The following is a 13,666-nucleotide window of genomic DNA, read 5'->3' as shown; positions in this document are numbered from 1 at the left end:
GCCGGTGTCGCCACCAGCCGTTTTTAACTTGCCAAGCTACGAGGCAAGGACGAGATTAGAACTCGTACTTAACCGTGGCTTGAATTGCCCATTGAGATTCGCCTTTGGTTTGACGAGTTTCAAGGCTCGATACATCGCGGGTGTTGTAAATGTAACGACCCTTTTCATCCAGACCAGCATAGTCAACGAAGTTGCGCACGAGGCCACCGTTGGTCTGGAAAGATACTTCATTGATATGACCCCATTTACGGTTGATCATGTTACCAACGTTCATAAAGTCCAGAGTCAGCAAACCACGATTGCCTTTGAACAAACCTGGCAATTCCTGGCTGATACGCATATCGATGTTATTGGTCCACGGAGCAAAGCTCTGGTTACGGCCAACCACACTACCGGCGGCCTTACGCAAGTCGCCATTGGCGTTCACGATTTTCCAGAAAGCTGCCTCGTTGGCTGCACGGGCTTCTGCGGTCGCACCGTAGAAAGCCACTTCACCCGAACCAGGTGCCTTGGGAATGTACATCAAATCATTGCCAGCCAAGCCGTCGCCGTTCAAGTCATTCTTGATGGTCCAGCTGTAGGGCTTGCCACTACGACCTTCATAGAACACACCGAAGCTCGTCTTGTATTCGCTGAAGAAACGCTTTTGCCAGCTAACGTGAGCCGTGAAACGGTCCTTGACCAGGTAGTTCGAATTCGAAGCAACGTTTTCATTCGGATCGAACGAAGCGCGGCTAGCGAAGTTCGAACTGGAAGTCGACGAGGTCAGTGGCGACACTTCGGTGGCGTCAGTGTAGGTGTACGAACTGCCCCACGACAGGCCATTACGCATAGGGCTGCGCAAGCTCAAGGTCAGCATATTGCCTTGACCTTCCTTGGTCTTGGTTGCCTGCAGTACCTGCGCAAAGGCTGGATTATTTGCGCCCTTAGGTGTAAAGGCACAAGGTGCGCCACCCGTCGCGCCATTTTCATTCCAGCATTTTTGCAGATACCCATTAGCCGAGTAGTACAGAGGACGACCATCGGTACCGGTTGCCGTCGCAGGCCCCAGGTTCAGCTCTTTGTAGTAAATCGCATCCTTGGTCTTCGTACGAAGGTATTCCGCGCCGATCACCAGACCAAACCATGGCAATTCATGCTCGATCGCGAGATTGCTCTTCCAGACCGAAGGCTGTGCCAGGTCAGTGCTCAGCACATCGACTTTGGCTGCAGGAATGTTGCTGATCACACCTGTTGGTTGATTTGTCGGATCCGGGCTGAAGAAACCACCATTGGTTGGGCAAGTACGTGCGGTGAACGTGCAGCTGATGTTACGCATGACCACGCCAGTGTTTTGGTATGGGTTACCCAGCCACACGGCCAATGCTGCACCCTGGAACAAGCCTGCACCACCGCGGATCTGCGTCGGACGTGCGGTGTCCATCTTGTAGTTGAAGCCCACGCGTGGCTGATACAGGTTTTGACCGTCAACGGTATGCGTATTATCAACACCAAAACCACCCGTTTGGCGACCTTTTACCAGTGGACCGACCGGCAATGCTGCCGCCTCATTTTTCAGTGGCGAGTCACCGACGCGGGTACCATCAATACGCAAACCGGCGCTAACGGTCAATTGCTTGTTCACGTTCCAGGTATCCTGGACAAACAAGCCGATGTTTTTCAGCGTAAAGCGAGCAACGGCATCATCCAAAGATTTGCCATCGATTGGAGCTTGCAAATTATAGACATCAGGGCGTCCACGGCTGAAGTTTTCCAGTGTCGCGGCTTGGATCACGGCAGCGGTTTTGCCGCTGCAGGTGAAATTGCCCGTTGTATCAAACGTATACGAAATCTTGTCCAGGCAAGCGAAGGTGTAAGTGCCGTTGACGTTTTGCAGGAATGCATTGTAAATCTTGTTTTCGCTGTAATCCGTACCGAACTTGATATCGTGATCGCCCAGACTCCAGTTAGCACCTGCGTAAATATCTTTCGTGTCCGTGCGCAGCACGTTCATTTGACGGCTGGCTTCGGTACCGAAATTGAGGTATCGACTGCCAGTCGCCAAGCTCGATGGCGCGCCATCCGGCAAGGCGCCGAAGAAGCGGAAGCCGATCGATGGCATCTTGGAACTAGTTTCAGGGATGCTGTCATACTTACGCGTCGACAATTTCAACTCGGTCGAAAACGTTGGTGTCCACTCTGCGGTCCATTGGGCAACCACGGTTTCCAGATTTTTCTTCTGGTTATACCAGTAGGAGCTCAGGGAAAGGCCCGTAGACGAGAAGCCTGTGAAGAATGGCTCCGCCTGTTCAGTCTTTGCATAACGCAACATCAGGCGCTGGCTGTCCGTCAAGTTCCAGTCAGCCTTGAGCAGTTTATCCTTGGACGTGAATTTGGTACCAGCGGGGATCGCCGACGTACCGATATCCAGGTTATATTTATCTTTAGCAATAGCTGCAATACCGTCGATTGCGGGCTGCGAAATGGCAACGTTCGTCAATGCACTGCCAATCGGACCAAACGTCGGGGTACTACGCGAACTCGACGTTTCTTCGTAGTTAGCGAACAAGAACAGTTTGTCCTTGATCAGCGGTCCGCCCAACGTGACGCCCTTGGTAGTATCTTTCGACGGTGGCGGTGCGTAGTAGCTATTGGAGGTGTCGTTATAGCGGTCACCGGACATCTTGTCATTACGGAATGCGAAATACGCACTGCCCTTGACCGTATTGGTGCCCGATTTGGTGACGGCATTAATGTTGGCGCCCGTGTAACCTTTTTGCGTTACGTCATAGTTCGCAACGTTCACTTGCACCGACTGGATCGCTTCGATCGAGATAGGCTGTTTGCCGGTAGCGGTACCAGAAGCTTCCAGTCCGAAAGTATCGTTCACTGCCACGCCGTCAATCGTCATCGAATTATAGCGGGAGTTTTGACCACCCATCGAAATTTCGCTACGGCCTTTGTCGGTTTGCGAAATACGTGGATCGATACGGGCATAATCTTGCAAGCTGCGCGAAACCGATGCCAGAGTAGCCAATTCCGTCGGACCGAGATTGGTGCCGGCACCCATATTGCTGCGATTAAATATCTGCGCGCGCGCGCCGGAACCTGTTACGTTCACGGTTTGCATTGGTGCGCCCAGGGTGGCGTCCACGTTGGCCGTTTCCGCCAACAACACGTACACGCCTTCGCGTTTTTCCACTTCACCATTCTTGGTGATGGTGATGGTGTAAGGACCGCCAGCGCGCAAGCCGCGGGCGACGTAGCGGCCTTCCGCATCGGTCGTCACGTTATTCACGGAACCCGATTCGGTATGCACGATGGTAACGGTGGCACCAGCTGCCGGCTTGCCGTCGGTGGCCGAGATACGGCCGCCGATGGAAGACGTAGTGTTCTGTGCGAACGATGGTGCCGCCGCCAGTGCAATAGACAGGCTGAACGCGATTTGCGTTAGCCGAAGTCGCTTGTGATTGATCATCTTTAACCCCAGAAAAGACTATTATTTTTTGAAAATCCTGGATTGCCCCACTGTCCGGCTGCGCCGCACAGCAACACAAACACAACATTTCCTCTTTACGATACTGCAACTGTTACGCCGGCTGGACTGGCTGTGGTCCTGACAAGACCATTACAAAACGCCGCTCCACACATCACAACTATTCTTATCCAGACAATAACGGCGGAAAATAGCGACCGATCCGTACGACCCAGGGCGCTAGCACCTGTGTCATTCACCCGACATGCCTACCCGGCTAACATGGCAAGCCGCGAGTGTAATTGTTAAATATTTCAAGACTGTGACACGGCGGCAAGAAGCAGGAAAATGTCGTCATTTATTCCATTGACTGTGCGTTTTCACCCTGCATCTCACCTTTATTTACTGCAAATACCCATCTTCATACGCTATCAGCCATATGAATTGTGACTTTTTAATATCACACTCATCCCACTATGCATCATCAAAAAATGGATGACAAATACGTTTTTTTTTACATATTTATATATTTAAAGTATAAATAGCATGTGGTAACTAGCTGGATTGATATCGTGCTGACAGCGTCCGGGCTTATGGCGCGAGATTATAAATGAGCAATATGTACTTGAAATTGATTCATCCATGAATTTGGATAAAGTCGTGCATCTGCCGTTAATTGTGTCGCATGGCCGCCACAAAATTAACAAAACAACAGCATGGGAAATTTGGAAGAAAAATGGAAAACGGCCGGAGAATCCGGCCGTCTTGACAGTATTAGTTGTGAACGTCGCGCAACTTACGGTTTTCCGCTCTTGCCTGCCTTGTCGGCAGCGGCAATTTGCGCTTCAAAACGGGTGAAACGGGCATCGAGCGCTTTCAGCAAACGTTGCTTGTCCGCTTCGGCCAGGAAGGAATAGCGCAGGCTGTTGTATGACAGCTTTTTGATTTCCGCATAATCGGTCTTGTACTGGCTGGCAAACAGCACGTACTCATTCGACAGGGTATTGCGCGACACGCCCGCATCATCGGTGGAGATGACGAACGGCACGCCATATTTGCGGTACAGGGTGATCGGATGGGCCTGTCCCTTGATGCCGAGTATGTAATCGTTGCTGGTCAGGTTCACTTCCACGGGAATATTGCGTTCGCGCATCTTCTGCATGGTCACCAGCGCATTGTGCTCGTAAGCGATATCCATGCCATGGCCAATCCGGTCCGCGCCGGCCACATCGACGGCTTCGGCGATATGGAAAGCCATGCCTTCCGGCGGCACCATGCCCAGCGCCAGCTCACCCGCGTGCAGGGCGATCTTGACGTTCGGATATTTTGCCTTGAGGAACTTGAACATTTCCATGTGCAGGCTGTAGTCGCGCATGGACACATTCACGCTTTCCTGGCCCACGATGTTCACGCCCACCAGCAGTGGATTCAGGCTGGCTGCCTTGAACGCGGCCACCATCGAGGAAAAAACTTGCGATGGCGACAGGAAACGCAGTACATACGCCTGGTAACGCATGGTGAAGTTCGCATCGTCGATGCCGGCGCTGCTGGCGTTCACGTTATCGTTATAGGCGGTGATGCTTTTCTGGAAGCTGGCATCCTGTTCCAGGCTGCTTGTCCACTTGGCCAGCACGGCTTGCAACGCTGCTGGCGGCAAACCCGGCGCCAGCACTTGCTGGTCGAACTGCGCGTTTTGTACGAACGGCGACAGTTCGAAAATCGTCTCGATGTAGCTGAGGTTTTCCGCGATGGCGCGCTGCTTCAGGGTGTTCAGGCCATCGGCCGTGTTGCTCGATGCCACGGGACCGAAGTAGCCGAAGGTATCAAAGAAGGTACGGTCCGGCGGCGTCTGGATGGCGCCGTGGTTATAAAAATCCTTGGTCGACCAGCGCTGCAGCAATTCCGCATACAGGCCCGCGTCGGCGAACACTTCCGTGGACGACAGGCAGCCACGCTGCGCGGCCGGCTTGGCGCGCTCGGCCGCCACGACGTCCTTGTTGCTTTCGATGCGGTAGGTTGTCTTGTTGACGCAATAGTTTTCCTTGTCGACCCAGTCAAGGAATTGCTCGGCGTAAATGGCGCCCGAGTAATGGTGATGCAAATCGCCGCCCTTGGGCATCATGGAAAAGAACAGGCTCAACTCGGCTGTCTTCGGCTGCGCGCCGGTAACCAGGGCGGCAAAATGACGCGCGGTGGCCGCTTCGTTGGAAGACGGGGTGGCCTGCGCCGTTCCGGTCAATGCCAGCGCGGCGCCAAGCGCCAGGCCAGTGAGTTTCTTGTGCATTCGCGTTCTCGCTCAGGATAATTCGTGTTGAACAACGGGTAGGTCAGCCCTGCCCCCGCACATGCACGCATTGCCCGCCTGAATAGGTGGCGGCCACGGCGCGGTCGTCGCCCAGCAGCGCAAAGGCAAACAGCAATTCCTCCAGGCTTTGACAGCCCGCCGTGCGGCGCGCCAGCAGCGGCGTCGATTGCTTGTCGAGCACAATAAAATCCGCTTCCGTGCCTGCCGCGAAATTGCCCAAAGTGCCTTCCAGTTGCATGGCCCGCGCCGCACCCAAAGTTGCCAGGTAAAACATGCGCAAGGCGGGCAGATAGCTGCCTTTCAAGCGTGCTACTTTATAGGCTTCGTTCATGGTTTGCAACATCGAGAACGAGGTGCCGCCACCCACATCGGTGGCCAGCGACAGCAGCACTTTCGCCGCGTCGGCCCGCTCGAAATCGAACAGGCCGCTACCGAGGAACAAGTTGGAGGTGGGGCAAATGGCGGCCGCCGAGGATGTTTCCGCCATGCGCGCACGGTCGCGCTCATCGAGCCAGATGCAATGGCCGAACATGGCGCGCGGGCGCAGCATGCCGTACTGGTCATACACATCGAGGTAGCTGCGCGCCTGCGGGTGCAGTTCGCGCACCCAGCGGCATTCATCCTCGTTTTCCGATACGTGCGTCTGCAGATACGTATCCGGATACGCGCGCGCCAGTTCACCCGCCAGGTGCATCTGCTCATTCGTCGACGTCGGCACGAAACGGGGCGTGATCGCATACAGCGAGCGGCCGTGCTTGTGCCAGCGCCGGATCAGCTCTTCGCTTTCGCGCGCGCCCGACTCGGCTGTGTCACGCAGGAACTCGGGACAATTGCGGTCCATCATGACCTTGCCCGCCACCATACGCAAGCCGCGCGCCTCGCTGGCGCCGAAGAAGGCGTCGACCGATTGCGGATGCACGCTGCCATACACCATGGCCGTGGTGGTGCCGCAGCGCAGCAGTTCATCAAGGAAAAACTCGGCGACATCGCGCGCATGCACAGGGTCTTCAAATGCGCGCTCGGTGGGAAACGTGTACGTCTCCAGCCACGGCAACAAACCGGGCGCGGGCGAGGCGATCATTTCCGTCTGCGGGAAGTGCAGATGCGTATCGATGAAGCCGGGCACGATCAGCTTGCCCCGGTAGTCGACGATCTCGGTGCCGGGCGGCAAAGTCGCTTGCAGCTGTGCGTAATCGCCAGCCGCCACGATTTTCCCATCGACCACGATCAGCAAGCCATCGGCATGCCAGGCGTGCGCCTCCTCGGTGACAGCGGGATCGGCGTGGAAGTGCAGCAAGCTGGCACGGTAAGCTTGCAATGTGGCGGGAACAATCGGCATGACTTCTTTCTATAACGGGTGAATGGCGGCGCGTGTCGGGCGGCGCGGTGGCGCGCTGGCAGAGGCCAGCCGCAGCGGTGCGGCCAGGGCCGCGCTGGCGGCTTGCTCCCACACCATCAATAATTGACAGGCAACGGAAGCGGCGATCACGGCCGGCGCCTTGTTGCGGATGCCGGGCATGCCGATCGGGCACACCATGGCGGCAATGCGCTGGTCCGGCACGCCGCGCGCCTGCAGGCGGTGCTCGAATTGCTTGCGTTTCGTTTGCGACCCGATTAGTCCGAACCAGCCCACATCCTCGCGCGCCATGATGGCTTGCGTCAGGCGTTGATCGAGTGCATGACTATGCGTCATGACGAGAAAACTGCCGCCCGGCGGCGCCATGGCGACAAATTCCTCGGGCGTGTCGGTGGCGGCGATGCACACATTATCTGGCATTTGTAGGGGAAACATGTCTTCGCGCTCATCGACCCAGGTGATAGTGCAGGGCAAATCGGCCAGCGCGCGCACGATGGCCGCGCCCACGTGGCCGGCGCCAAACAGGGTCAGGTGCGCGCGCGGCGCCAGGCAGGGGTCGACCAGCCAGCGCCGCCCTTCACTCCCCTGCGCGACATGGGTTGCGCGCTCGCGTGAAAACGTGTCGGGCGCCTGGCTTGGCGTGCCGGCAATCAAGCTACCGGCGGTATCGAACAGCGCCGACGCGCTCTCGCCATCGAGCGCCGTTACCTTCCAGCTGTCTTGCTGGCGCCGTTCGCGCAAGGCGGCCAGCAATGTTTTCAAGCTGGCATCGACATACTCAAACGCCAGGTGGACGACGCCGCCGCAGCATTGTCCCAGGCTGGGGCCCAGTGCAAAACGCTCGAGCCGCGTATGCGTGTCTGCTGTCGCCAGCATGGTCTTGGCGATTTCCACGGCGCGCAATTCCAGGTGACCGCCGCCGATGGTGTCGACCTGGCCATCGAGGGTGACGCGCATCTTCGCGCCCGCCTCGCGCGGCCCGGAACCTTCCACCAGGGCGACCGTCACCAGCACGGATGCCTGCGTGTCATTCTCGATCGCTGCCAGCCAGTCGCTCATCGTCTGCTCCTAGGCGCCGGCATGCGCCGCTTGCACGGCCATGACCGCCTTGAGGATTTCCTCGCTGGTGGCGGGCGCATTCAACGGTGGCTGCACGGCGTGATGGCCAACGCTGGAGATGGCGTCGCGGATGGCGAAGAACACGGAAAACGGCAACAATAAAGGTGGCTCGCCCACGGCTTTGGAGCGGTGGATGCTGTCTTCCACATTGCGGTTCTGGAACAGCTTGACGCGAAAATCCTCGGGGCAATCGGAAATGCCGGGAATCTTGTACGTCGATGGCGCATGCGTCATCAGCTTGCCCGCCGCATTCCACCACAGCTGCTCCGTCGTCAGCCAGCCCATGCCCTGGATAAACGCACCTTCTACCTGACCCAGATCAATCGCGGGATTGAGCGACTGGCCCGCATCATACAAGGCGTCCGCGCGCAGCAATTTCCACTCGCCCGTCAGGGTATCGACCACCACTTCAGCCACGGCCGCGCCATACGCGTAGTACGAAAACGGATGGCCCGTCATCGTCTTCGCATCCCACGACAAGCCGGGCGTGGCATAAAAACCGTCCGACCACAGTTGCACGCGCGCCAGATACGCCTTCTGCACGAGCTCGGCAAACGCGACGACATGGCCATTCACGTGGATATGGTTATCGAAGAAGCGCACGCAAGCCACCTCGCCGCCGTACAGTTTGACCGCGTAATCGGCCAGGCGTTCACGGATCTGGCGCGCCGCATCCTGCGCCGCCTTGCCGTTCAGGTCGGCGCCGGTGGACGCCGCCGTGGCCGACGTGTTCGCCACCTTGCTGGTATCGGTGGCGGTGGCGCGCACTTTGTCCAGGTCCAGGCCCAGCTCGTGCGCCACCACCTGCATGACCTTGGTATTGATGCCCTGCCCCATTTCCGTGCCGCCATGGTTGACCAGCACGGAGCCATCCACGTACACGTGGACCAAGGCACCCGCCTGGTTCAGATGCGTGACGTTGAAGGCGATGCCGAATTTCAAGGGCGTGAATGCCAGGCCCTTCTTCAGGATCGGGCTGGCTTCGTTGAACGCATCGATGGCGCGGCGGCGCGCGCGGTAATCGCTGCTGTCTTCCAGTTCAGCGACGAGTTCATGGATCACGTTGTCGACGATTTTCTGGCCGTACGGCGTGACATTGCGCCCTTCCGCATCGTTGCGGCCATAGAAATTAAGCAGGCGGATATCGAGCGCATCGCGTTGCAAATGGCGGGCGATTTCATCGATCACGTACTCGATGGCAATGGCACCCTGCGGCCCGCCGAAGCCACGAAAAGCCGTGTTCGACTGCGTATTCGTCTTGCCGCAGGCGGCGCGGATATCCACGTCGGACAAATAGTAGGTGTTGTCGAAGTGGCAGACGGCGCGCGTGGCGACGGGGCCGGACAAGTCGACCGAGTAGCCCGCGCGCGTGGTCATGTCGACCCTGGCGGCCAGGATCCGGCCATCGGCGTCGTAGCCCACTTCGTATTCATAGTAAAAACAGTGGCGCTTGCCCGTTACCAGCATATCGTCGTCGCGGTCGGCGCGCAATTTGACGGGACGCTTGAGTTTGGCCGCCGCAATCGATGCCGCCGCCGCCCATAGGGCCGACTGCGACTCCTTGCCGCCGAAACCACCGCCCATGCGCCGGCATTCGACCGTGATGTTATGTGAATGCACGCCCAACGCATGCGCCACCACGTGCTGCATCTCGCTCGGATGCTGGGTCGAACACAGCACCAGCATGCCCTGCGCTTCCTTCGGGATGGCGTAGGAAATCTGTCCTTCCAGATAAAACTGTTCTTGCCCGCCCACATACAGCTGGCCCTTGACCACATGCGGCGCGCCCTCGAACGCGGCCTGGTAGTTACCGCGCGTCAGTTGCATGGGCGGCAGCACATACGATTGCGCCGCCTTGGCCGCTTGCGGCGTCATGATGGCAGGTAATTCCTCGTACGACACTTGCGCCAGGCGGGCGGCGCGGCGCGCATGGTCATGCGTATCGGCCACGACGATGAAGATAGGCTGGCCCACGTATTGCACCAGTTCCGCAGCCAGGATGGGATCGTCATGGATGATGGGACCGCAATCATTGGTGCCGGGAATGTCCTGCGCCGTGTAGACGGCGACAACACCGGTAGCGGCGCGCACGGCCGATAAATCCATGGCCGTGATGCGTGCATGCGGCTTTTGCGACAGGCCCAGTGCCGCGTGCAAGGTACCTTGCAATTCGGCGATATCGTCCGTGTACGTCGCTTGCCCCAGCACATGCAATTGCGCCGATTCATGGGGGCTGGGTTTGCCCACGGCGGCCCAGGCGGCCGCTTGCAGTTCGGGCGTGACAGGATGATTCATGCTGGTCCTTTCAGGCGCGGCAAGCGTAGGCGTTGACGGCGGTGCGCAGCAAAGGCGCACCGGGGCGTGTTTCCAGCCAGAAACGGCGCAGCAGGTTTTGCGCCGTCGTCATGCGATAGGTATTCGAGGCGCGCATATCCGACAGCGGTGCGTAATCGTCGGCCAGCAAGCGCATGGCAATGAGCAAATTGTCTTCCGTCCAGGCTTGTCCGCGCAGAAACGCTTCCGTTTGCGCGGCACGCTGCGGCGTGGCCGCCATGCCGCCAAAAGCGATGCGCGCATCGACGATGCGCTCGCCGTCGAGCTGGAAGGCAAATGCTGCGCACACGGCCGAGATATCCTGGTCGAAGCGCTTGGCCAGTTTATACGTGCGGAATTGCACGTCGGTACGGGACAAGGGCACGCGCACGGCTTCGACGAATTCGCCTGGCTGCAGATCTTTCTTTTGGTAACCGAGATAAAAATTTTCCAGCGGCATGATGCGCTGGCCGCCGGGCCCGCGCAGTACGATCTCGCTGCCCAGCGCAATCAGCCACGGCATCGAGTCGCCGATGGGCGAACCATTGGCGACATTGCCGCCCAAAGTGCCGGCGTTGCGAATCGGCAAGGAAGCAAAGCGCTGCCACAGTTCCGACAATTCTTGAGGATAGTGCTGGCACAGCGCCGCATACGCATCGTTGAGGCTGGCGCCGGCGCCAATCTGCAGCTTGCCGTCAACGATGGCGATGGTTTTCAGGGCGGCCACGTTGCCCAGATAAATGATGTCGCCCAGGTCGCGCAGTTGCTTGGTCACCCACAAGCCGATATCGGTGGAACCGGCCAGCAGGCACGCTTGCGGCTTTGCCGCGCGCAGCGCCACCAGTTCATCAATGGTGCGCGGCGCGTGGAAGTGCTGGCCGCCGTGTTCATAGGTGCTCAGGCTGCCGCGCTGCAGCGCCTGCAATTGCTGCACCAGGGCATCGCGATCGAACGTGACACGCGGCAATTCGCCCATGCGCCTGGCCGCATCGATGATGGGCCGGTAGCCCGTGCAGCGGCACAGATTGCCAGACAGCGTGTCGTCGATTTCGCAGCGCGTGGGCGTGGCGCCATTTTTCTCCAGATACATGCCCCACAGCGACATGACAAAACCGGGCGTGCAAAAGCCGCACTGGGAACCGTGGCACTCGACCATCGCCTGCTGCACCGGATGCAAGGCGCCATCGGGCTGTTGCAAGTCTTCCACGGAAAACAGGGCCTTGCCATCGAGGGTAGGCGTGAGCTGGATGCAGGCGTTGACGGCCTTCATCTCGACCTGGCCGTCAACCAGGCTGCCGATGACCACCGTGCAGGCGCCACAATCGCCCTCGGCGCAACCCTCCTTGGTACCCGTGCAATGCAAGTCCTCGCGCAGGTGCTGCAACACAGTCTGCGTAGGGGCGGCGTTGCGTACTTCCTGTACGGCGCCACGGTAATAAAAGCGGATCGGTTCTGACATGCTGGCCTCGGTATAGTCCCAGTATAGGAGATTAACACCGGCATATGCGACAACTATATGCAAAGACTGATTTTACTTATCATCCAATATCAATACTTATAAGGCACTGTCAGACAGTATAGGGATGCGTCGCATGCCAATGCTCGGCAATATCGATGCGGCGCGTGATCCACACCTGCTCATGGCCCTGCACATAGTCGAGAAAGCGCGCCAGTGCCGCAGCCCGTCCCGGACGCCCCACCAGACGGCAATGCAAGCCCACGGACAACATCTTCGGCTGGTTCAAGCCGTTCGGATCGCCTTCCGCATACAGCACATCGAAGGCATCCTTCAGATAATCAAAAAATTGCGTGCCTGAATTAAAGCCTTGCATGGCGGCAAAGCGCATGTCATTCGTGTCCAGGGTGTAGGGCACGATCAGTTGCGGCTGCACGGCCGGCATGCCGGCGGCATCCGTGTACGCCACTTTCTCCCAGAATGGCAGATCGTCGCCGTAATAATCGGCATCGTAGCGAAAACCGCCATGCTCGACCACCAGTTTGCGCGTATTCGGTGAATCGCGCCCCGTATACCAGCCTTGCGGGGCGGAACCCGTCAATTCGCGGATGATCTGCACGGCTTCGCGCATGTGTTCGCGTTCCGTCGCTTCATCCATGTTTTGATAGGAAATCCAGCGCAGGCCATGACAGGCGATTTCATGCCCCAGTTGCTGGAAGGCGGCGACCGCTTCCGGATTGCGTTTCAGGGCCATCGATACGCCAAACACGGTCAATGGCAGGCGCCGCTCCTCGAACATGCGCAGCAAGCGCCATAATCCGGCACGCGAACCGTATTCATAAATCGACTCCATGCTCAGGTGGCGCGCAGGGAATGCGGCCGCACCGATCATTTCCGATAAAAACGTTTCCGAGGCGGCATCGCCATGCAGCACATTGTTTTCCGCCCCCTCCTCGTAATTGAGGACGAATTGCAGGGCGATGCGGGCCTTGCCCGGCCATTGCGGATGCGGTGGCGTGCGGCCATAGCCGATCAAGTCGCGTGGATAATGTTCGTAATTGTTCATGCGGAGGCGCGCCTATAGGAGGACAATGTTGGCTATATGCCCAATCATATAGCCAGGCGCAGTCACCGGTATATGATTTGCACGATAAGCACATTCACTCACCCTATATACAGGATAGCAAATGGGAAAACTCAGCACGCATGTACTCGATATCGCCCACGGCAGGCCGGGAGCCGGCGTCAAGGTGGCCCTGTTTTCAGTCACGTCGGAAGGCAAAGTGTTATTGAAGATGGATATGACCAACAGCGACGGCCGCTGCAGTTCACCCTTGCTGGAAGGCGACAGCATGAAGGCGGGCCAGTACGAACTGGTATTCAACGCCGGCGACTATTTCGCCGCCCAGGGCGTGGAACTGCCCTCGCCCCGCTTCATCGACCTGGTTACCCTGTCCTTCGGTATCGCGCATACGGATGAAAACTACCATGTACCGCTGGTGGTGTCGCCGTGGTCATACTCGACCTATCGCGGTAGCTGATATCGGGGTCAGACCCGCCGGGTCTGACCCCAGCCTTCGCTTGGGGCTAACACTCAAACCGCCAGACGAAAAAAAACCCCACCATTGCTGGCGGGGTTTTTCTCTACTGCGTATAACAAGC

General features: G+C 58.1%; 8 protein-coding genes. 1 reads left to right on the top strand and 7 read right to left on the bottom strand.

The features are described 5' to 3' along the window. Positions 1-55 precede the first annotated feature (55 nt). The 7 genes from K0F86_RS03410 to puuE form a co-directional block, all read right to left on the bottom strand. Positions 56-3,457: a TonB-dependent receptor gene (locus K0F86_RS03410; protein ID WP_219132971.1), complete on the bottom strand. Its 3,402-nt coding sequence runs from the start codon at positions 3,455-3,457 to the stop codon at positions 56-58. A 793-nt stretch (positions 3,458-4,250) separates the two neighbouring features. Further along, positions 4,251-5,738 carry an adenosine deaminase gene (locus K0F86_RS03405; RefSeq protein WP_219132970.1) on the bottom strand — a complete coding sequence of 496 codons (1,488 nt, stop codon included), beginning with the start codon at positions 5,736-5,738 and terminating at the stop codon, positions 4,251-4,253. A 43-nt stretch (positions 5,739-5,781) separates the two neighbouring features. Further along, positions 5,782-7,098 carry a guanine deaminase gene (gene guaD, locus K0F86_RS03400; RefSeq protein WP_219132969.1) on the bottom strand — a complete coding sequence of 439 codons (1,317 nt, stop codon included), beginning with the start codon at positions 7,096-7,098 and terminating at the stop codon, positions 5,782-5,784. A gap of 9 nt (positions 7,099-7,107) precedes the next feature. Next, the gene (gene xdhC, locus K0F86_RS03395; RefSeq protein ID WP_219132968.1) at positions 7,108-8,175 is read right to left on the bottom strand and encodes a xanthine dehydrogenase accessory protein XdhC; all 1,068 of its coding nucleotides are present in this window, start codon (positions 8,173-8,175) and stop codon (positions 7,108-7,110) included. 9 nt (positions 8,176-8,184) lie between these two features. Further along, the gene (gene xdhB / locus K0F86_RS03390; RefSeq protein WP_219132967.1) at positions 8,185-10,530 is read right to left on the bottom strand and encodes a xanthine dehydrogenase molybdopterin binding subunit; all 2,346 of its coding nucleotides are present in this window, start codon (positions 10,528-10,530) and stop codon (positions 8,185-8,187) included. Positions 10,531-10,540: 10 nt separating this feature from the next. Next, positions 10,541-12,007, bottom strand: coding sequence for a xanthine dehydrogenase small subunit (gene xdhA / locus K0F86_RS03385; RefSeq protein WP_219132966.1), 1,467 nt, complete (start codon positions 12,005-12,007; stop codon positions 10,541-10,543). A 109-nt stretch (positions 12,008-12,116) separates the two neighbouring features. After that, positions 12,117-13,070 (bottom strand): allantoinase PuuE, encoded by a 954-nt coding sequence (gene puuE, locus K0F86_RS03380; protein ID WP_219132965.1) that lies wholly within the window; start codon positions 13,068-13,070, stop codon positions 12,117-12,119. Between the two features lie 121 nt (positions 13,071-13,191). Here puuE and uraH point away from each other — a divergent pair, with 121 nt between their 5' ends. Further along, a complete protein-coding gene (uraH, locus tag K0F86_RS03375) occupies positions 13,192-13,545 on the top strand; it encodes a hydroxyisourate hydrolase (protein WP_219132964.1) in 354 nt (117 codons plus the stop codon). The last annotated feature ends 121 nt before the right edge of the window (positions 13,546-13,666 follow it).

This window comes from Janthinobacterium sp. UMAB-60 (genome assembly GCF_900095235.1).
Lineage (GTDB): Bacteria > Pseudomonadota > Gammaproteobacteria > Burkholderiales > Burkholderiaceae_D > Janthinobacterium.
This window is presented reverse-complemented; position numbering and strand designations above follow the sequence as displayed.